This is a genomic window from Enterobacter mori (assembly GCF_025244905.1).
Lineage (GTDB): Bacteria > Pseudomonadota > Gammaproteobacteria > Enterobacterales > Enterobacteriaceae > Enterobacter > Enterobacter mori_A.
The window spans coordinates 3,051,007-3,071,040 of the sequence record NZ_CP104285.1 but is presented as its reverse complement, the minus strand read 5'-3'; the positions used below and the strand labels follow the sequence as shown (position 1 = coordinate 3,071,040).

The 20,034-nt window shown below is 59.3% G+C and carries 14 protein-coding genes; 5 read left to right on the top strand and 9 right to left on the bottom strand.

Translation table 11 applies throughout. The annotated features are described in order from the left end of the window. Positions 1 to 4: 4 nt before the first annotated feature. Genes N2K86_RS14505 through N2K86_RS14485 form a run of 5 tightly spaced genes read left to right on the top strand, consistent with a single transcriptional unit; the run spans position 5 to position 5,172 of the window. Positions 5 to 1,621 (top strand): ABC transporter substrate-binding protein, encoded by a 1,617-nt coding sequence (locus tag N2K86_RS14505; RefSeq protein WP_260659063.1) that lies wholly within the window; start codon positions 5 to 7, stop codon positions 1,619 to 1,621. Continuing rightward, a complete protein-coding gene (locus tag N2K86_RS14500) occupies positions 1,618 to 2,655 on the top strand; it encodes an ABC transporter permease (RefSeq protein ID WP_119938316.1) in 1,038 nt (345 codons plus the stop codon). Before N2K86_RS14505 ends, N2K86_RS14500 begins: the two co-directional genes overlap by 4 nt. Continuing rightward, the gene (locus N2K86_RS14495) at positions 2,652 to 3,557 is read left to right on the top strand and encodes an ABC transporter permease (RefSeq protein WP_260659062.1); all 906 of its coding nucleotides are present in this window, start codon (positions 2,652 to 2,654) and stop codon (positions 3,555 to 3,557) included. The genes N2K86_RS14500 and N2K86_RS14495 overlap by 4 nt, the downstream gene beginning before the upstream one ends. Next, positions 3,529 to 4,389, top strand: a complete 861-nt coding sequence (locus N2K86_RS14490; RefSeq protein WP_260659061.1) for an ABC transporter ATP-binding protein — start codon at positions 3,529 to 3,531, stop codon at positions 4,387 to 4,389. Before N2K86_RS14495 ends, N2K86_RS14490 begins: the two co-directional genes overlap by 29 nt. A gap of 9 nt (positions 4,390 to 4,398) precedes the next feature. Continuing rightward, positions 4,399 to 5,172 carry an ABC transporter ATP-binding protein gene (locus N2K86_RS14485; protein ID WP_260659060.1) on the top strand — a complete coding sequence of 258 codons (774 nt, stop codon included), beginning with the start codon at positions 4,399 to 4,401 and terminating at the stop codon, positions 5,170 to 5,172. A 132-nt stretch (positions 5,173 to 5,304) separates the two neighbouring features. Here the strand turns inward: N2K86_RS14485 and yegS are convergent, their stop codons facing one another. The 9 genes from yegS to N2K86_RS14440 form a co-directional block, all read right to left on the bottom strand. Further along, positions 5,305 to 6,204, bottom strand: a complete 900-nt coding sequence (gene yegS, locus N2K86_RS14480; RefSeq protein ID WP_260659059.1) for a lipid kinase YegS — start codon at positions 6,202 to 6,204, stop codon at positions 5,305 to 5,307. 248 nt (positions 6,205 to 6,452) lie between these two features. Then, the gene (gene trhP / locus N2K86_RS14475; protein WP_260659058.1) at positions 6,453 to 7,814 is read right to left on the bottom strand and encodes a prephenate-dependent tRNA uridine(34) hydroxylase TrhP; all 1,362 of its coding nucleotides are present in this window, start codon (positions 7,812 to 7,814) and stop codon (positions 6,453 to 6,455) included. A 147-nt stretch (positions 7,815 to 7,961) separates the two neighbouring features. Next, positions 7,962 to 8,294, bottom strand: a complete 333-nt coding sequence (locus N2K86_RS14470) for a YegP family protein (RefSeq protein WP_260659057.1) — start codon at positions 8,292 to 8,294, stop codon at positions 7,962 to 7,964. A gap of 134 nt (positions 8,295 to 8,428) precedes the next feature. Further along, a complete protein-coding gene (baeR, locus tag N2K86_RS14465) occupies positions 8,429 to 9,151 on the bottom strand; it encodes a two-component system response regulator BaeR (protein WP_010433713.1) in 723 nt (240 codons plus the stop codon). Then, positions 9,148 to 10,551 carry a two-component system sensor histidine kinase BaeS gene (gene baeS, locus N2K86_RS14460; RefSeq protein ID WP_260659056.1) on the bottom strand — a complete coding sequence of 468 codons (1,404 nt, stop codon included), beginning with the start codon at positions 10,549 to 10,551 and terminating at the stop codon, positions 9,148 to 9,150. The genes baeR and baeS overlap by 4 nt, the downstream gene beginning before the upstream one ends. Then, entirely contained in the window at positions 10,548 to 11,963 is a 1,416-nt protein-coding gene (locus tag N2K86_RS14455) for an MFS transporter (RefSeq protein ID WP_260659055.1), read from the bottom strand. Before N2K86_RS14455 ends, baeS begins: the two co-directional genes overlap by 4 nt. Beyond that, on the bottom strand, positions 11,964 to 15,041 hold the full coding sequence (gene mdtC / locus N2K86_RS14450) for a multidrug efflux RND transporter permease subunit MdtC (protein WP_260659054.1): 3,078 nt from the start codon (positions 15,039 to 15,041) through the stop codon (positions 11,964 to 11,966). Beyond that, on the bottom strand, positions 15,042 to 18,164 hold the full coding sequence (locus N2K86_RS14445) for an MdtB/MuxB family multidrug efflux RND transporter permease subunit (protein WP_260659053.1): 3,123 nt from the start codon (positions 18,162 to 18,164) through the stop codon (positions 15,042 to 15,044). Continuing rightward, positions 18,164 to 19,366, bottom strand: coding sequence for an MdtA/MuxA family multidrug efflux RND transporter periplasmic adaptor subunit (locus N2K86_RS14440; RefSeq protein ID WP_260659052.1), 1,203 nt, complete (start codon positions 19,364 to 19,366; stop codon positions 18,164 to 18,166). Before N2K86_RS14440 ends, N2K86_RS14445 begins: the two co-directional genes overlap by 1 nt. Between the last annotated feature and the right edge of the window lie 668 nt (positions 19,367 to 20,034).

Here is a 20,034-nt window from a genome sequence, read left to right as displayed (position 1 = left end):
ATACATGAAACGATCTCCTTTAGCTGGGGCGTGCTTGCTCGCGCTCTCGCTGATGATGGGGAGCGGTGCGGCGGTCGCAAAAACGCCTCCCGACCAGCTCATCATTGGCATGAATATGAACAACCTCCTGACCCTCGACCCGGCGGCAATGACCGGTAACGAAGTGGTCGGCATTGTGGTCAATCTCTACGATTCACTGGTGGAGCTGGATCCGAACGAACTCACCAACGTCAGGCCCGCGCTGGCAAAGTCATGGGATATTTCGCCGGACCGTCAAACCCTGACCTTCCACCTGCGCGATGACGTGAAGTTTCACTCCGGCAACCCGCTCACGGCGGAGGATGTGGTCTGGTCGATGCGCCGCCTGCTGCACCTCAACCTTGCGCAGGCGTCGGTGTGGAAATCCTACGGATTTTCAAAGAAAAACATCGATAGCCAAATCAGCGCACCGGATGCTTACACGGTGCAGATTGTCCTGCCAAAGGCCAACGATCCACAACTGGTGATTTACTCCCTCGGCGCGCTGGGTAACCTCGGCGTGCTCGACAGCAAAACGGTACAGCAGCACGCGGTCAACAACGACTGGGGCAACCGCTGGCTGACCACCAACGAAGCCGGTTCCGGCCCGTTTATGCTGGAGACCTGGCAGGCGAAGGACGTGCTGCGCATGCAGCGTAACCCGCACTACTGGCGCGACGCGCCGAAGATGAGTCGCGTGGTGCTGCGCCATTTCCAGGAGTCGCAAACCCTGCGCCTGATGATTGAAAAGGGGGATCTCGACATTGCCAACAACATGGCGGTGGCGGACATCAACGCCCTGCGCAAAGACCCGCAGCTCACCGTCGAAGCCGTACAAAAAGGGACGGTCTACTACGTGGCGATGAGCATGAAAGAGCCGCATTTCGCTAACCCGAAGGTGCGTGAAGCGGTGCGCTACCTGATTGACTACCAGGGCATCAACAACGCGCTGATGCCGGGCTACGGTGTGCTGCACCAGCGCCCCATCAAGGCGGGTATGCCATCAACACTGCCGGACCCGGGCTATAAGCTCGATATCCCTCGCGCCAAAAAGCTGCTGGCGGAGGCGGGCTACCCGGACGGGTTCGACACCACCCTGCGCGTGCTGGCGGATCAGCCGTTCCTCAATATCGCCATCGCCGTGCAGTCAACGCTGATGCAGGCGGGCATTAACGCCAAAATCATCACCGGCACCGGGAACCAGATCTACGGCGCAATGCGCGAGCGCAGGTTCGACATGCTGGTCGGGCGAGGCGGCAGCGGGGTAGAGCCGCACCCGCACTCCAGCCTGCGCGCGCTGGTCTACAACCCGGACAACAGCGACGAAGCGCGTCTAACCAACTTCCAGGGCTGGCGCACCAGCTTTTACGATAAGCCGCTTAACGAAATGATCGACAAGGCCCTGCTCGAGCGCGATCCGAAAAAACAGATTGCCGACTACCAGCAGATCCAGGTGCGTTACGACGAACTGATCCCGGCGATGGTTCCGCTGTCGCAGATGGTCGATTCGGTGGTGGTGCGTAACGAGGTGAAGAACTTCCAGTCGCACCCGTCGGCCACCACTTTCCTGCGTGACGTCTACAAAACCGGAGGTGATAAATGAGCGTGGCGATCCTCTCTCCCGGCTCCCGGACCCGGCGCTTCTCAAAGCGGCTCACGCAGGTGCTGGTGACGCTGTTCGGCCTGCTGCTGCTGACCTTTTTCATCGGCCGCGTGATGCCCGTCGACCCGGTGCTGGCGATCGTTGGTCCGGATGCCGACCACAGCACCTACCAGCAGGTCTATCACCAGCTGGGGTTCGATAAATCTCTGCTGACGCAGTTCGGCATCTACCTCAGCAACCTTCTGCACGGCGATCTGGGCAACGCGCTGCTGACGGGCAAACCGGTGACCGCCGATATCCTGCGCGTCTTCCCGGCGACGCTGGAGCTGGCGACGATGGCGATTATCGTCGGCGCGGGCCTGGGCATTCCGCTGGGGGTACTGGCGGCGGCGCGGCGTAACAGCGTTTCCGACTACGTGGTGCGCATCATCAGCCTGGCGGGCTACTCGACGCCTATTTTCTGGGTCGGGATGATGGGGCTGCTGCTGTTCTACGCCTGGCTTGGCTGGGTGGGAGGCGCAGGGCGTCTGGATCTCGGGCTGGAGGGATTAGTCCCGCGCCGCACCGGGCTCATGACGGTGGATGCGCTGCTGGCCGGAAACGGTGCGGTATTCTGGAACGCCATTAATCACCTGGTACTGCCCGCTTCCCTGCTCGGCTTCCACTCGCTGGCCTACATCAGCCGCATGACCCGCAGCTTTATGCTGGCGCAGCTGTCGCAGGAGTTCATCATCACCGCGCGGGTGAAAGGCCTGACCGAACGTCAGGTGATCTGGAACCACGCGTTTCGCAATATCCTCGTTCAGCTGCTGACGGTGGTGGCGCTGGCCTACGGCTCGCTACTGGAAGGGGCTGTGCTGATTGAGACCGTCTTCTCCTGGCCTGGCTTCGGTTCGTATCTCACCGGCAGCCTGCTGCTCGGGGATATGAACGCGGTCATGGGCTGCGTGCTGCTGGTGGGGGTTATCTTCGTGATGCTCAACCTGCTCTCCGACATGCTGTATCAACTCTTTGACCCGAGGACGAAATCATGACCGTTTCTCTGGATACGCCGCTGGGGGCAGGGCCGTCCGAAAGCCGCCAGCGTATCAGGCGCACGCTGGGCCGCGCCGCCGGTTTTGTCGGCAAGATGGCGCGCAACCCGCTCACCGCGATTGGCGGCGGGATTATCCTGCTGCTGCTGATCGTGGCGGCCTTTGCGCCGCTGATTGCCCCGTACAACCCGCTGGTTCAGGACCTTAGCAACGCGCTCGCCGCCCCGAACGCGCAGAACTGGTTCGGCACCGACGAGTTTGGCCGCGACATCTTCAGCCGCCTGGTGTACGGCTCGCGCATTACGCTCTATATCGTGCTGCTGGTCTCCGTGACCGTCGGCCCGCTGGGGCTGCTGCTGGGCGTCACCGCAGGCTATTTTGGCGGCAAGGTTGATGCCGTGCTGATGCGCGTGACCGATATCTTTATCTCCTTCCCGAGCCTGGTGCTGGCGCTGGCGTTTGTGGCGGCGCTCGGTCCCGGGCTGGAGCACGTAGTTATTGCGATTACGCTCACCGCCTGGCCGCCGATTGCCCGTCTGGCGCGCGCCGAAACGCTCTCCCTGCGTCAGGCCGATTTTATCTCCGCCGTGCGTCTGCAGGGGGCGTCATCGGTACGCGTGCTGTGGCGCCACATCGTGCCGCTGTGCCTGCCGTCGGTGATTATCCGTATCACCATGAACATGGCGGGGATCATTCTCACCGCTGCCGGGCTGGGCTTCCTTGGCCTCGGCGCTCAGCCGCCCGAGCCGGAGTGGGGCGCGATGATCTCCAGCGGTCGCACCTACATGATGGAGTGTTGGTGGGTAGTGACTATTCCGGGGCTGGCGATCCTGATCAACAGCCTGGCGTTCAACTTCTTAGGAGATGGCCTACGTGACATCCTCGATCCTCGCAGCGAATAACCCTTTGCTCGACGTGCGCGACCTCCATGTCGATTTCATCAACGGCGGCGCGGTAACCCATGCGGTGCGCGGTGTCTCTTTCCAGCTTGGACGCGAAAAGCTGGCGATTGTCGGCGAGTCCGGCTCAGGCAAATCCACCGTCGGGCGGGCGCTGCTGCGCCTGCATCCGGCGAAAGCGCAAATCAGCGCCGCGCGGATGCAGTTTGGCGACGTCGATTTACAATCTGTCAGCGAGGCGCAGATGCGTGGGATTCGCGGCAAGCGGATTTCGATGATCATGCAAGACCCGAAATACTCGCTCAACCCGGTGGTTTGCGTGGGCGATCAAATTGCCGAAGCCTGGCTGACCCATCATCCGGGGCGCAGGGCCGAAGCCAAAGCCAAAGTGCTGGAAATGCTCGACGTGGTGCGTATTCGCCAGCCCGAGCGGGTGTATCGCCTCTATCCGCACGAGATTTCCGGCGGGCAGGGGCAGCGCATCATGATCGCCATGATGCTGATTACTGACCCGGAGCTGGTGATTGCCGATGAACCCACCTCGGCGCTGGACGTGTCGGTGCGCCTGCAGGTGCTCGGCCTGCTGGACGATCTGGTGCAGTCCCGCGGTCTGGGGCTGATCTTTATCAGCCACGACATTAACCTGGTGCGCAGCTTCTGCGATCGGGTACTGGTGATGTACGCCGGTCGCGTGGTGGAGTCCATTGCCGCGAAGGATCTGCACAACGCGAAGCATCCGTACACGCAGGGTTTAATTAGCGCGCTGCCAGAAATCAACCATCGCCGTGCGACGCTGCCGGTATTGCAGCGTCAGGCCAGCTGGCTCACCGAGTAAGGAGCAGAGATGATCGAAATTAACCACCTCAACCTGGCGTTCGGCGAGGGAGAGAAGCGCAATCAGGTGCTGGACGATGTGAATATCAGCGTCAAAGTGGGAGAGATTTATGGCCTGGTGGGGGAGTCCGGTTCGGGCAAAACCACGGTGCTGAAATGTCTGGCAGGGCTGTTTACCCACTGGGACGGTGAGCTGGCGATTGACGGCAAGCCGCTGGAAAAGCGTATCAGTCAGGAACGGTGCCGTCGGGTGCAGATGGTATTTCAGGACCCGTACGGCTCGCTGCATCCGCGCCACACCATCGGTGATATTCTGGAAGAACCGCTGCAGATCCACGGCATAAAAGACCGCGACAGACGTATTTATACGTTGCTGGATAAAGTGGGATTAAACCGGGCGTTTCGCGACCGCTATCCGCACCAGCTTTCCGGCGGCCAGCGCCAGCGCGTGGCGATAGCAAGAGCGCTGATTCTGGAGCCGCAGGTGCTGCTGCTGGATGAACCGACCTCGGCGCTGGACGTCTCCGTGCAGGCGGAAATCCTCAACCTGCTTGCGGAGCTTCAGCGTGAGTCAAATTTGACCTACCTGATGGTGACGCACGATCTGGGCGTGATTGCCCACCTGTGCCAGACGGTGGCGGTAATGCAGTACGGCAAAATTCTCGAAAGCCTGACCGTCGACGCGCTGGTGGCCGGGCAGGCCAAAACCGACTATACGCGGATGCTGGTCAATGCCTCACAGCATTATTCCCGCGAGATGGCGCGGGAGGTGGCGGTGTATTAGTGGGGTGCTGTCTGGTGCCCTCACCCCGGCCCTCTCCCACAGGGAGAGGGAGAAAACGTAGCCGCCCCCGGCAAACCGTCAGCGCAATCGTCATGTAGGCTGGGTAAGGCGTAGCCGCCACCCGGCAAGCCATCAGCGCAGAAGCTGACAGTCCGGCGGCAGCCTGCACTGCAGCGCGCCCGGAAGGACCTCGATGCGGAACCTCTCACCGCTCAGAGGTTCCCCGTCGAGGTTAAAGGTCATCCCGTGTGGGGCATTCACCTCAAACCATGCCGATTTCCCGGCGATGATATTTGGACTCTCTTCCGGCTGCGTCAGCGTAGTGAATAGCGCAGGCAGCAGGCCGTCACCGGTGAAAATGCGTAGCTGTAATTGACCGTCGTTGATCAACGCCTCCGGGCAAAGCTGCTGCCCACCGCCCGCCTGACGCCCGTTGCCGATGCCAATCACCAGCGCGTCGCCCTGCCAGTGAAAATTCTCGCCGTGGATTTCACAGCTGTCGGGCTTGAGCGTGTCCATGCGCATCAGACCGTGGATCAGGTACGACACGCCGCCCAGCGCAGCCTTCAGCTTTTCCGGCGTTTCGCTGGTGATGCGCGTACCGAATCCGCCTGTTGCCATATTGATAAAGCAGGTTTTATCATTCACCTGCGCAATGTCTACAGCGGTCGCTTTGCCCAGGATTGCCAGCTGTAGCGCTTTCCCGAAGTCTTCCGGGATCCCCGCGCTGGTGGCGAAATCATTTGCCGTGCCGAGCGGCAAAATCCCCATGACCGGACGATCTTCAGGGTTGAGATCAATCAGCGCGCTGGCAATCTCGTTAATGGTACCGTCGCCGCCGCCGGAAATAATGGTTCCGACGCCCAGGCGTATACCTTCAGCGATATATCGCGCCGCGTCGCCTTTTTCAAACGTCACACGCACGTGAATGCGCGCACCGTCTTCCCGCAAATCGGTAATGGCCTGGCGAAGCACATCGTTGCCCGCACTTTTGCCGTTGAGAATCAGTAAACTGTCTGGATAGGTTGCCATCCGCGCTGCTCCCTTTTTTAGCGTTAGTAAGAGTGTATCTCAGGGAGGAAAAAAGCGGGTAAGAACAGGATGAAAGGCAAAAAATAAGCCCGCGTAAGGGAGATTACGCAGGCTAAGGAGGTGGTTCCTGGTACAGCTAGCATTTATGGGTTATGTTTTTCAGCGGGGGGATAATACCCGTATTGAACGAAGCGGTATGTGATCCGATTCTAAGAATTATCCCAGCGTGAAAAAATCCCGTTGATTGACTATTTACTGTGCGGATTACGGGTGTTTTCACCTTCAAAATTACGCATCAGCAGTGCGAACTCCAGCTCGACCTCTTCAGGAACCGGCAGCCAGACGACGTGTCCATCACCCGGTGCGACGTCAATTGATTCACCCTTTTTGTTTTCCAGATGCTCCAGACGGAAGTTCATGTTGCCCTGCGGGGTCATGAGTTCCAGACTGTCGCCTTTGGTGAATTTGTTTTTCACCGCCACGGCCGCCAGCGCGCCTTTGCGCTCGCCGGTGAAATCGCCGACAAACTGCTGGCGCTCAGAAATGGAGTAGCCGTGCTCGTAGTTCTGATAATCATCGTGGGTATGACGGCGCAGGAAGCCTTCGGTGTAGCCGCGATGCGCCAGACCTTCGAGCGTTTCCAGCAGGGTGGTATCGAAGGGTTTACCGGCAGCGGCATCGTCGATGGCCTTGCGGTACACCTGCGCGGTACGCGCGCAGTAGTAGTAAGATTTGGTGCGGCCTTCGATTTTCAGGGAGTGCACGCCCATCTGGGTAAGACGCTCAACGTGCGCGATGGCGCGCAGGTCTTTGGAGTTCATGATGTAGGTGCCATGCTCGTCTTCAAAGGCGGTCATGTACTCGCCCGGACGCTTGGCTTCTTCAATCATAAACACGCTGTCGGTTGGCGCGCCGACGCCCAGCGTTGGCTCAACGTTGGTCACCGGGATCGGCTCGTGCTTGTGGACGATGTTGCCGATGTCATCCTCTTTGCCTTCCTGGACGTTATATTCCCAGCGGCAGGCGTTGGTACAGGTGCCCTGGTTCGGGTCGCGCTTGTTGATATAGCCAGACAGCAGGCAGCGGCCGGAGTAGGCCATGCACAGCGCACCGTGGACGAAAATCTCGATTTCCATATCCGGCACCTGGGTGCGGATCTCTTCGATCTCTTCCAGAGACAGTTCGCGAGACAGAATGACGCGGGTTAGCCCCATCTGCTTCCAGAACTTCACCGTCGCCCAGTTGACGGCGTTGGCCTGCACGGAGAGGTGAATGTCCATCTCCGGGAAGTGCTCACGAACCAGCATGATTAACCCCGGGTCCGACATGATCAGCGCGTCCGGCCCCATCTCCACGACGGGCTTCAGGTCACGGATGAACGTTTTCAGCTTGGCGTTGTGCGGCGCGATGTTCACTACCACGTAGAATTTTTTGCCCAGGGCATGCGCTTCGTTGATGCCGAGCTGCAGGTTCTCGTGGTTGAATTCGTTGTTGCGCACGCGCAGCGAGTAGCGCGGCTGGCCCGCGTACACCGCATCGGCACCATAGGCGAAAGCGTAACGCATATTTTGCAGCGTTCCCGCCGGGGAAAGGAGTTCCGGTTTAAACATGTTTGTTCTCGTTCTGATGACAGGTCAGATCCGCGTGCACCTGGTGCAGCGGTAAGGGGAGATCCCCCACTTTAAGGGCGGGCATTGTAGCGCTGTGGGGCAGGGAGGTAAAGCGCCGGGTCGCGTCACCGCGCTCCCGGCGTGCTGTCAGGTGTTGTCTTTCACCGTCTGGCTAGACCCGTTGGTTTTGACCGAGGCTATACCCTTATCACGCGATTGTTCCGTTGCATAAAGCTGGCTGCTGCCAATCACCTGATGGTTGCCCGCCTTTAGATTGAAATGGAACTTCCCGTTCGAGGCCGTTTTCTTATCAAAGCGCTCGTCCAGGGGGCTGTTTGTGCGTACGGAAGCAATGCCGTTTTCTGCCGCACTTTTGCTGGTATAAAGCTCGCTGGTAAGAATGATCTCACCGTTGCCAGCTTTCAGCACAAACCTGAACTGACCATCACTGCTTTTACTTAATTCGAACCAACCAGACATAGGTACCTCTTTATCGAAAGTAAAATTATCAGCACCAGTTATAAATAAGCGAACCGGTAAAAAGAGTATGGTTGATTCATGGATTGATTCCAGAAAAGAAAAACCCGCCTGAGGCGGGTTTCAGAGGTGAAACGTTACACAATCCTGCAGGCATCCGCTTCCCACCGATACCCTACGCCATACACCGCGCGAATGAACGACTGATCGGCATCCAGCGCCTCCAGCTTGCGACGCAGGTTTTTAATATGGCTGTCGATGGTGCGGTCGGTCACGACGCGGTAATCGTCATACAGGTGGTTCAGCAGCTGTTCGCGGGAGAACACTTTTCCCGGCTCGTGGGAGAGGGTTTTCAGCAGGCGGAACTCCGCAGGCGTCAGGTCCAGCAGCTTGCTGCGCCAGCTTGCCTGGAAGCGGCTTTCGTCGACAATCAGCGGGCTCTCGGCGTCGAGCACCTGAAGTTCGCGCTGTGGTTTGCAGCGGCGCAGAATGGTTTTCACGCGGGCGACCACTTCACGCGGGCTGTAGGGTTTACAGATGTAATCGTCTGCACCTATTTCAAGTCCCAGCAGGCGGTCGATCTCTTCAATTTTGGCGGTCACCATCACGATGGGCACGTCAGAGAAACGACGAATTTCGCGGCACAGGGTCAGGCCGTCAGTACCCGGCAGCATCAGGTCGAGCAGGATCAGATCCGGCGGCGTCTGGCGTACATAGGGCAACACCCGATCGCCATGATTAATCAGCGACGGGGCATAGCTTGCCGCGCGTAAATAGTCGATCAGTAACTGCCCAAGCTTAGGCTCGTCTTCCACAATCAAAATGCGTGGCGTGTTTTCGTCAATCGGTAACTCGGTCATGCTTCTCTCGATAAATCCCGTTCCAGAGGTAACTCTACTGTAATGCTAACCCCGCCAAAAGGCGAATGGGCGGCGCGGAGGGTGCCGTTGTGGGCCTCGACGATGTTGACGCAAATCGCCAGCCCCAGCCCGGAGCCGCCGCTGGCGCGGTTGCGCGATCCTTCGGTGCGATAAAACCGCTCAAACAGTCTCTCCAGCTGCGCATCCTGCACGCCGGGGGCGGAATCCGCAAAGGTGAGGGCAAAGCGCCCGTTTTCCTGCCTCCCGGAAATATGCAGCCCACCGCCGCTGTCGGTGTAGCGTAGGCTGTTTTCCAGCAGGTTGTTGAACAACTGCATCAGCCTGTCTTTATCGCCAAACACCACCGCGCTGTCCGGCAGAGAGAGGTCGATTTTCAGGTTGCGGCTGGCAAAGCGCTCGCGGAAGGCGCCGCTGATCACTTCCAGAATATTGATGACGTCCACCGGCGCTTTCTGGTAGGCCAGCGCGCCTTCGTCGGACATGGAGAGCTGGTGCAGGTCGTCCACCAGTTTGGTCAGCGTACCGACCTCCGCCTGCAGCGAGGCCACGGACTCGGGCGTGAATTGACGCACGCCGTCCTGTATGGCCTCCAGCTCGCCGCGCAGCACCGCCAGCGGGGTGCGCAGCTCGTGGGAAATGTCGGCCATAAAGTCGCGGCGCATCTGTTGGTTCTTCTCCAGCGTGCTGGCGAGCTGGTTAAAATCCTGCGCCAGTTTGCCCAGTTCGTCCTGGCTGCGGGTGTCGACGCGGGTGGAAAAGTCTCCGGCGGCCAGCTTGTGGGTGCCCTCCACCAGCCGTTTAACCGGGGCGAGCAAGCCGCGCGCCAGCGGGAAGGTGGCGAGCGCGGCGAGCAGTGTCGACAGGGCGACAATCAGCCAGCTGGTCTGACGCTGCTGGCGGTCAAAGTTGATATCGGTATTGCGCGTCAGGCGTTCAACCGGCGAGGCGATAACCCAGCCTACCGTGGCGCCGTTAGCGGTGATGGCGCGCCGTGTGCCGTCCGGCGGTATTGGTGCGCGCGGGCCAACCAGCGTGCGCATGTTCTGGTCTATCACCCAAAACTGGGTGCGCCAGCCGTGCGGCGGCATGCCCGGCCCCGGGCGGTCGTCGTCATTATCGTGTTCCAGCGAGCGCAGGATCTGGAAGATAAATCGGTCATTATTGCGCAGGAACCGCCAGTTGCCATGCTGCGTATACTGCTCGCCCAGCGCATCGCTTAATCCCTGCAGGCGCTGCTCGTTGCCGTGTTTGATGTAGTCAATAAACCCGCGCTCAAAGCTGACCCGCACCGCCCAGTGCATGGTGATCAGCAGGACGATACAGGTGGCAAAAATCGCCACAAAGAGTTTGCCGGTAATACCCGGACGCCAGAATTTCATGGTGCACTCCTTTTGCCGCGTCGGATCACGACGTTCTTAGTGGTGTCATTCGGGACTCTGGCGAAGATGACGGCGGGCAGGGCGATAATCACCGCCATGCTGAGATAAGTATATAAAAAGACCTGATGCGCAACGGGCGTGTCCACGCTCAGATGGTGCTGCCCGTACATGCCGAGCAGCAAGCCCGCAATGGTCACGCCGACGCTCATGGAGAGCTGCATGACCATCGACAGCAGGCTGTTGCCGCTGCTCGCCAACTCGTCCGGCAGGTCCTTCAGCGTCAGGGTGTTCATCGACGAGAAGCGCATGGAGTTAATGATCCCCTGGCAGAAGAGCACCAGCGGCAGGGCGTAATACCAGCCCATTAGCGCCACGACCATAAACAGCAGGCTTACCAGCGCCAGCCCCAGGGTGGCGGCGACCAGAACGTGGCGGTAGCCAAAGCGGTTCACCACCTGCACCACGATACGTTTCATCCCCATGCTGCCGAGCACCATCGGGATCATCATTAGCCCGGCGTGGAACGGCGAGAAGCCCATGCCGATCTGTAAAAATACAGGCGTCATAAACGGCAGCATCCCGCTGCCAATACGCCCGGCGAAGCTGCCGAACAGGCCAAGACGGTAGGTGGCGTTTTTGAATAAATTCAGACTGAACAGCGCCTTGTCATTCTCGCGAGCATGCCACAGATACCACAGTATGGCGGTGATGCCGATAACAACCAGCATCCCCAGCGTCAGGGACGAAATGCCCAGCCCCTTTTGCCCGTCGAGCGCCAGTGTGAGCGTCGCCATGCCCGCCGCCAGCAGGATAAAGCCGAAGAAATCAAAGCGCCGCGTCTGCATTTTGTAGTTCGGCATCAGCGTAAGGGTGGCGATGGCGCCGATGATGCCAACCGGCAGGTTGATTAAGAAAATCCAGTGCCAGGAGGCGTACTCCACCAGAATGCCGCCGAGCGCCGGGCCCAGCAGCGGTCCCACCTGGCCTGGTAACGTCACAAAGGTCATCGCCGCCATATACTGCTCGCGCGGCACAATCTTCATCACCGTCAGCCGCCCGACCGGCACCATCATCGCCCCGCCGATGCCCTGCAGCACCCGCGCCATCACCAACTGGTCGAGGGTGTTGGCCTGTGCGCAAAACAGCGATCCGGTGGTAAACAGCACGATGGCGGTAAAAAAGATATTACGCACGCCCACTTTGTCCGCCAGCCAGCCGCTGGCAGGCAGCATGACCGCAACCGTCAGCACGTAGGAGACAATCACCATATGCATGTGCAGCGGGCTCTCTCCCAGGCTTTTCGCCATTGAGGGGAGGGCCGTATTAACGATGGTCGTATCCAGCGACTGCATAAAGAAGCCGAACGCGACTATCCACAGCTGCCAGCGAACGTTATTGGGGAGGTCGGTCATTTACTCGGTCACCGTGGTTCTCTTTTTACGTGAAAAGCGCAGCCGCAGGCGGTCAAAGAACAGATAGACCACCGGCGTGGTGTACAGCGTCAGCAGCTGGCTCATCACCAGCCCGCCGACGATGGTGATCCCCAGCGGCTGACGCAGTTCGGCACCGTCACCGCCGGATATGACCAGCGGCAGGGCGCCAAACAGCGCCGCCAGGGTGGTCATCATGATCGGGCGGAAGCGCAGCAGGCAGGCCTGGAAAATCGCCTCCTCCGGCGTCAGGTTACCGTTACGCTGGGCGTCCAGCGCGAAGTCGACCATCATAATCGCGTTTTTCTTCACAATGCCGATTAATAGCATGATCCCGATGAGCGCGATGAGGCTGAACGGGGCACCGAACAATTCCAGCGCCAGCAGCGCCCCCACGCCCGCCGACGGGAGCGTCGAGAGAATGGTCAGCGGGTGAACGTAGCTCTCATACAGCACGCCCAGCACAATATAAACCGTGGCAATCGCCGCCAGAATCAAAATCACCTGCGAGTTCATCGTCTCCTGGAACACCTGCGCCGTGCCGGCAAAGCTGCCGCGCACGGTGGACGGCACGCCAAGTTGCGTCATGGCGCGGTTGATGGCATCGCTGGCCTCTGAGAGCGACGAGCCGGTTGGCAGGTTAAACGAAATGGTCGAGGCGGCCGAAAGGCCCTGATGGTTAACCGACAGCGGCGCATTCGACGGCTGCCAGCTGGCGAAGTACGACAGCGGAATGGCCTTGCCGTCGCTGTTGATGACAAACATCTTGTCCAGCGCGCTGATGTCCTGGGTGTAGCGCGGGTCAACCTCCATCACCACCTTGTACTGGTTCATCGGCTGATAGATGGTAGAAATCTCGCGCTGACCAAAAGCGTTGTTCAGCAGGCTGTTAGCCGCTGCGACGTCAATGCCCAGCCGCGACATGGTTTCGCGGTCGTAGGTGAGCGCCATCTCCGCGCCGTTGTCCTGCTGATCCGAGTTGACGTCGGCCAGCTCCGGCAGGGCGGCCAGCGCCTTGCGGATCTTCGGCTCCCACTCGCGCAGGGCGGCTAAATCATCCGAGAGCAGGGTGTACTGATAGCTGGCGTTGGCCTGACGACCGCCGACGCGGATATCCTGAACGGCCATCAAAAACAGGTTCGCGCCCGGCTCTTTAGCGAGCTTCACGCGCAGGCGGTCAATCACCTGCTGCGCGGTAAGGTTACGCTCGTCGCGGGGCTTGAGGGTAATAAACATCATCCCGCTGTTAACGCGCGACCCGCCGGTAAAGCCGGTGACGTTATCCACCGCGGGATCTTCACGAATGATCTTCATAAAGTCCTGCAGCTTGCCGCGCATCGCCTGGAACGAAATGCTCTGGTCCGCCTGAATCCCCCCCATCAGCACGCCGGTGTCCTGCTCGGGGAAGAAGGTTTTCGGGATGGTGATATACATCCAGACGTTGAGCCCGATGGTGGCGATCAGCACCAGCCCGACCAGCCGCGTATGGTTCAGCACCCACTTCAGCGATTTACCGTAGCCTTCCTGCATCGCCATCAGAACACGACCAAAACCTTTACGGCGCGGCTGTGAGTGGGGTTTGCTGCGCTTGAGCATCCAGCCGCACATCATCGGCGTGAGCGTCAGGGAAATTACCAGCGAGATACCGATGGCGACCGAAAGCGTGACGGCAAACTCCTGCAGCAGCCGGCCCGGCAGTCCGCCCATCAGCAGCAGCGGCAGGAACACTGCCACCAGCGACAGGCTCATGGAGAGCACCGTAAAGCCCACTTCACGCGTTCCCTGAAGCGCGGCCTGCAGCGGTTTTACCCCCGCTTCCAGATGGCGGGAGATATTCTCCAGCACCACGATGGCGTCATCCACCACAAAACCCGTCGCAATAGTCAGCGCCATCAGCGACAGGTTGTTGAGGCTAAAGCCGCACAGATACATGGCCGCAAAGGTGCCAATCAGCGAGACCGGGACGGCAACAGCAGGGATCAGCGTCGCACGACCCGATCGCAGGAACAGGAACACCACCAGGATCACCAGCGCCACGGAGATGATCAGCGTTTGCTCCACCTCTTCAAGCGAGGCGCGAATGGTGGGGGAGCGATCCTGCGCAATCTGCAAATCAATGGCGGCCGGGATGGTCTCCTGCAGCTCCGGCAAGCGCTCGCGGATGCTGTTGACCGTCTGGATGATGTTGGCCTCCGGCAGCTTGCGGATCATCAGCAGAATGGCAGGTTTGGCGTTGGTCATCCCGGCGTTACGCACGTCCTGCACCGAATCGGTGACGCTGGCAACGTCGCTTAAACGCACCGCCGCGCCGTTGTTGTAGTGAATGATCAGAGGCTGGTATTCGGCGGCGGTTTTCAGTTCGTCATTGGTCTGGAGCTGCCAGCGGTGGCTGCCGTCCTCAATCGCCCCCTGCGGTTTACGCACGTTGGCGTTGCTGATGGCGGAACGCACGTCGTCCAGCGACACGCCCTGGTTGAACAGCGCCTGCGGATTCAGCCCCACGCGCACGGCGGGCAGGGAGCTTCCGCCGACGCTCACATCACCGACGCCGTCGATCTGGGAGATCGTCTGCGCCAGCTGGGTTGACGCAAAGTCGTACAGCTGCCCCTGAGAGTACGTGTCCGAGGTTAGCGTCAGGATCATGATCGGCGCGTCGGACGGGTTGGCCTTGCGGTAGGTTGGGCGGCTCGGCATCCCGCTCGGGAGCAGGCTTTGTGCGGCGTTGATCGCCGCCTGCACGTCGCGGGCGGCACCGTTAATATCCCGGTCGAAGCTGAATTCCAGAATAATGCGCGTGCTGCCCAGCGAGCTGCTGGAGGTCATTTCGTTGACGCCTGCAATCCTTCCGAGCGAGCGTTCCAGCGGCGTGGCGACCGACGAGGCCATGGTTTCCGGCGATGCGCCCGGCAGCGAGGCGCTGACCATGATCACCGGGAAATCCACCTGCGGCAGCGGGGCGACCGGCAGTAGCCGGAAACCCAGCACGCCGCACAGGGTAATGGCGACGGAAAGTAAAATTGTCGCCACCGGGCGGTAAATGAAGAGGGCAAAAAACTTCACTTACGCCTCCTCTTCACGTTTCGGGAAGCGGCTTTTGGTCCACAACGCAAGACGGTCAAACAGCAGGTAGATCACCGGCGTGGTGAACAGCGTCAGCACCTGGCTCACCAGCAGACCGCCGACCATACCGATCCCCAGCGGACGGCGCAGCTCCGCGCCGACGCCGGTGCTGAGCATCAGCGGCAGCGCGCCCAGCAGGGCGGCGAGGGTGGTCATCAGGATCGGACGAAAACGCAGCAGGCACGCCTGGAAGATGGCATCACGTGGCGACATGCCTTGCTCGCGCTCGGCGGCAAGGGCGAAGTCGATCATCATGATGGCGTTTTTCTTCACGATACCGATCAGCAGGATAATGCCGATGATGGCAATAACGTCCAGCTCGCTGCCCGCCAGCATCAGCGCCAGCAGCGCTCCCACGCCTGCTGTCGGCAGGGTGGAGAGGATAGTAATCGGGTGGATAAAGCTCTCATACAGCACGCCGAGGACGATGTACATCGCAACCACCGCGGCCACGATCAGCCAGACGGTGTTGCCCAGTGCGGCCTGGAACGCCAGCGTGCTCCCCTGGAACTGGGTCTGAATATCAGACGGGAAGCTGAGTTCTTTTTCGGCGCTAAGAATGGACTCTACCGCTTCGCCCAGCGAGTATCCGTCCGGCACGTTAAACGAAATGGTGGTGGACGGGAACTGATCCAGGTGATTGATCGACAGCGGGGTATAGCGCTCCTCCACGCTGGCAATGGCGCTTAGCGGCACGATACCGCCGTCTTTGCTGGTCAGGCGCACCGAGTCCAGCGCGGCGAGGCCCGGCGTGTTATCCGTGTTGTGCTCCAGCACCACGCGATACTGGTTCGCCTGGGTATAGATGGTGGAAATCAGGCGCTGACCAAATGCGTTATACAGGGCGTTGTCCACGTCCGCCATGGTAATGCCCAGACGGCTGGCGGTGTCGCGGTTGACGTTCACGTAGGCCGCCAGCCCTTTGTCCTGCCAGTCGCTGCTGACGTCCGAGAGCTGCGGTAGCGCTTTCAGTTTATCGACCAACTGCGGTACCCAGGTACTGAGTGTATCAAGCGTCGTGGCCTGCAGCGTAAACTGGTACTGCGTACGGCTCACCTGGGTATCGATGGTCAAATCCTGAATCGGCTGCAGGTAGAGCTCAATGCCCGGTACGCGCGCCACGGCGTTTTGCAGACGCTCAATGACGGCGTTAACGCGGTCGTCGCGGTCATCCAGCGGCTTGAGGTTGATCTGCAGGCGCGCGCTGTTGAGAGACGGGTTGGTGCCGTCCACGCCGACGTAGGAGGTCAGGCTCTCCACCGCCGGGTCTTTCATAATAATTTCAGAGACCTGCTGCTGGCGCTGCGCCATGTTCGCGAAGGAAACCGACTGTGGCGCCTGAAGCGTGCCCTGAATAATGCCGTTATCCTGGATCGGGAAGAAACCTTTCGGAATGAAAACCCACAGCATCACGCTGAGCGCCAGCGTGCCCAGCGCCACGCCGAGCGTCGCCCACGGATGGTTCAGGACTTTCGCCAGCACGCGGCCATAGGCGGCAATAATGCGCTCGAACATGCGCTCGGACGCGCGCGAGAAGCGGTTTTGCTTGCGCAGTGATTCGTGGCTCAGCATGCGGGCGCACATCATTGGCGTCAGGGTCAGCGAGACCACAGCGGAGATGAGGATCGCCACCGCCAGCGTCACGGCAAACTCGCGGAACAGCCGCCCGACGATATCACCCATAAACAGCAGCGGGATCAGCACCGCAATCAGCGAGAAGGTCAACGAGATAATGGTGAAGCCGATCTCACCTGCGCCCTTCAGCGCGGCGGCTAAGGGCTTCTCGCCTTTTTCGATATAGCGCGAAATGTTCTCGATAACGACGATGGCGTCATCCACCACGAACCCGGTGGCGATAGTCAGCGCCATCAGCGTGAGGTTATTGATCGAGAAATCGAGGAACACCATTACCGCAAAGGTGCCGACCAGCGAGAGCGGCACGGCGACGGCGGGGATAATGGTGGCCGGGACGTTGCGCAGGAACAGGTAAATGATCATCACCACCAGCGCAATTGCCAGCATCAGTTCGAACTGGGTATCGGTGACCGAGGCGCGAATGTTGGTGGTGCGGTCAGAGAGCACCTTCACGCTGACCGATTTCGGCAGGCTTTCAATGAGCTGCGGAAGCATGGTGCGAATGCTGTCGGCGGTGTCGATGATGTTCGCGCCCGGCTGGCGCTGCACGTTCATCACGATCGCCTGCTGCCTGTTGGCCCACGCCCCCAGCCAGCTGTTTTCCGCCCCTTGCTCCACGGTCGCCACGTCGCCCAGACGGATCGGTGCACCGTTCTGGTAGGCCACAATGAGCTGACGGTATTCATCGGCAGACTGCATCTGGTCGTTGGCGGAAAGCGTCACGGCGCGGGTAGGGCCGTCCAGCGAGCCTTTCGCCGAGTTGACGTTGGCATTGCTGATGGCGGTGCGGATAGTTTCGCTGGTCAGGCCCAGCGCGGCAATCGCCTGCGCGTTCAACTTCACGCGAACGGCCGGGCGCTGGCCGCCTGCCAGCGTAACGAGACCCACGCCCGAGACCTGCGAAATTTTCTGCGCCACGCGGGTTTCGACCATGTCTTCCACCTGCGTCATCGGCATGGCGGAGGAGGTCACGGCGAGCGTCATGATCGGCGGATCCGCCGGGTTCACCTTGCTGTAGACCGGCGGGTTAGGCAGGTCCGACGGCAGCAGGTTGGTCGCGGCGTTAATCGCGGCCTGCACCTCCTGCTCGGCGACGTCCAGCGAGAGCGTTAGCTGGAACTGCAGCGTCACGACGGATGCCCCACCGGAGCTTTGCGAGGACATCTGCTTCAGGCCAGACATCTGCCCAAACTGGCGCTCCAGCGGCGCGGTAATGGCGGACGTCACGACATCCGGGCTGGCGCCGGGATAGAGCGTCACAACCTGAATGGTCGGGTAATCCACTTCCGGCAGCGCGGAGACGGGCAGGAAGCGGTAGCCGATAATCCCGGCGAGCAGGATCGCCACCATCAATAGCGTGGTGGCGACAGGTCGCATAATAAACAGGCGTGATGGCCCACCTGTAGAGCCTGGTGGCATCACCTGCATCAGGCTTTCGCTCCCTGTTTCACCGGTTCAACCACTTCCACTTTCGCGCCTTCCGTCAGGCGGTCAATGCCGTCTGTCACCACGCGGTCGCCTGCGGAAAGGCCGGCGGCGATCACTACCGTCTGGCTGTCCTGAATCCCGGTTTTCACCAGATGTTTACTGACTTTATTGTCGCTGTTCAGCACCCAGACGAAGTTTCCTTCATTACCCATCTGCAGCGCAGCCGTTGGGATCACCACCGCGTTCTCTTCGGTCGCGACCAGCATTCGCGCATTGACGAACTGGTTCGGGAAGAGGGCATCGTCCTGGTTGTTAAAGCGCGCCTTAAGCTTGATGGTGCCGGTGGTGGTGTCGATCTGGTTATCCAGACTGAGCAGCGAACCTTCGCTCAGCTTCAGCTTGTTGGTGCGGTCCCAGGCTTCCACCACCAGCCCCTTTCCGGCTTTCTGCGCCTGCACCACGGTCGCAATTTCACTTTCCGGCAGGGTAAAGACTAAATCGATAGGGTGAGTCTGGGTGATGACTACGATGCCCGTGGTGTCCCCGCTGGAGATTTGGTTGCCGATATCGACCTGTTTAAGGCCCACGCGTCCGTCAATCGGCGCGGTAATGCGGCTCCAGTCCAGCTGCAGCTGTGCGCTGGCGACGGCGGCTTCGTCGGCTTTGATGGTGCCCTGCGTTTCGCTGACCAGCGACTGCTGGGTGTCCAGCTCCTGACGTGACACGAGGTTGGTTTTCACCAACTGCTGGTAGCGCGCCAGATCGCGGCGAGCGTTGGCGAGGGTGGCTTTGTCTTTCGCGAGCTGGCCCTGCGCCTGGGCGAGGGCAACCTTGAACTGGCTCGGATCGATTTCCGCGAGCAAGTCACCGGTTTTGACCTGCTGCCCTTCCTGGAAGTGAATGGCCTGAAGCTGACCGTCGACGCGGCTGCGCACCGTCACGGTGTTGGCGGCGGTAATGGTCCCCAGACCCGTTAGATAACGCGGAACGGCTTTATTGATCGCCGTAGCAGCCTGAACCGGTGCCAGTGCCCCGCCGCGCATGCCGCGTCGGCCACCCTCTGCGGGTCGCTGTGTCGGGCTGTTGGCCCCTGCAGGTGCCGGGGCGTTAGCGGATTGGCTGTGCCAGTACCAGGCGGCGGCAAGGACCACCACAATGATGCCAGCGGCGATTGCCCAGCGGGATTTGTTACTGCCTTTCATCGTTATACGTTCTCATCCTGAAACACTTCGGGGAATGATACTAGTTTAGTCAGCTAAAGCAGCGGAAAAATGGAGGAAATATGGAAGACTGTCGGGAATTGTCTGATTAGGGCAAAGGGGGCCTGGGGGCGATTTGGCTACCCTGTCTGGAAAAGCCGAACATGCTCACTACGTCACATTAATAAATCCATACATAAAGTAAGAATTTAATCATTATTCCAGGAGTATTTCATTATTCGAGGAATATTCTTATATTTGCTGTTGTTTGTAAAAAATAAAAGGTTGAAACGGGATTGTTATTCAACTCCATTGTAGGATTTTTCCTTTTTTTATTTGTTTTGCGTAGGATTATTTCCACCTTTACTAAAAAGGTGCATTTTCACAGCAAATTTTTAACAAGTTTTTTGTTTTTGCGTAGCCTCTATAGTTTATTGATTTAAAATGTGTTTTTGGTTTTGTAAGTCTATTTTTAATTTTGATTTGTATCAAAAAGCAAAAACAGGGTTAATGACCTTACAAATACAAATTCTCAGTTATAACATCTGCTTATATGTCTTTTTATGGATTTATATATTTACAAAAATGTTTTTGTACATGTTTCTTGTAGGAAATTTCTTAAAGAATATGAGGTTTTTCGTATTACGTCATGTTGTCGTTAAACATGTTTC

What these genes read in the sequence shown, in the direction of transcription:
- N2K86_RS14455 (WP_260659055.1), bottom strand. Translation starts at nt 11,963, where the DNA reads ATGACCGACCTCCCCAATAACGTTCGCTGGCAGCTGTGGATAGTCGCG.
- N2K86_RS14505 (WP_260659063.1), top strand. Translation starts at nt 5, where the DNA reads ATGAAACGATCTCCTTTAGCTGGGGCGTGCTTGCTCGCGCTCTCGCTG.
- yegS (WP_260659059.1), bottom strand. Translation starts at nt 6,204, where the DNA reads ATGGCAACCTATCCAGACAGTTTACTGATTCTCAACGGCAAAAGTGCG.
- N2K86_RS14485 (WP_260659060.1), top strand. Translation starts at nt 4,399, where the DNA reads ATGATCGAAATTAACCACCTCAACCTGGCGTTCGGCGAGGGAGAGAAG.
- trhP (WP_260659058.1), bottom strand. Translation starts at nt 7,814, where the DNA reads ATGTTTAAACCGGAACTCCTTTCCCCGGCGGGAACGCTGCAAAATATG.
- baeR (WP_010433713.1), bottom strand. Translation starts at nt 9,151, where the DNA reads ATGACCGAGTTACCGATTGACGAAAACACGCCACGCATTTTGATTGTG.
- N2K86_RS14500 (WP_119938316.1), top strand. Translation starts at nt 1,618, where the DNA reads ATGAGCGTGGCGATCCTCTCTCCCGGCTCCCGGACCCGGCGCTTCTCA.
- baeS (WP_260659056.1), bottom strand. Translation starts at nt 10,551, where the DNA reads ATGAAATTCTGGCGTCCGGGTATTACCGGCAAACTCTTTGTGGCGATT.
- N2K86_RS14440 (WP_260659052.1), bottom strand. Translation starts at nt 19,366, where the DNA reads ATGAAAGGCAGTAACAAATCCCGCTGGGCAATCGCCGCTGGCATCATT.
- N2K86_RS14470 (WP_260659057.1), bottom strand. Translation starts at nt 8,294, where the DNA reads ATGTCTGGTTGGTTCGAATTAAGTAAAAGCAGTGATGGTCAGTTCAGG.
- N2K86_RS14495 (WP_260659062.1), top strand. Translation starts at nt 2,652, where the DNA reads ATGACCGTTTCTCTGGATACGCCGCTGGGGGCAGGGCCGTCCGAAAGC.
- N2K86_RS14445 (WP_260659053.1), bottom strand. Translation starts at nt 18,164, where the DNA reads ATGCAGGTGATGCCACCAGGCTCTACAGGTGGGCCATCACGCCTGTTT.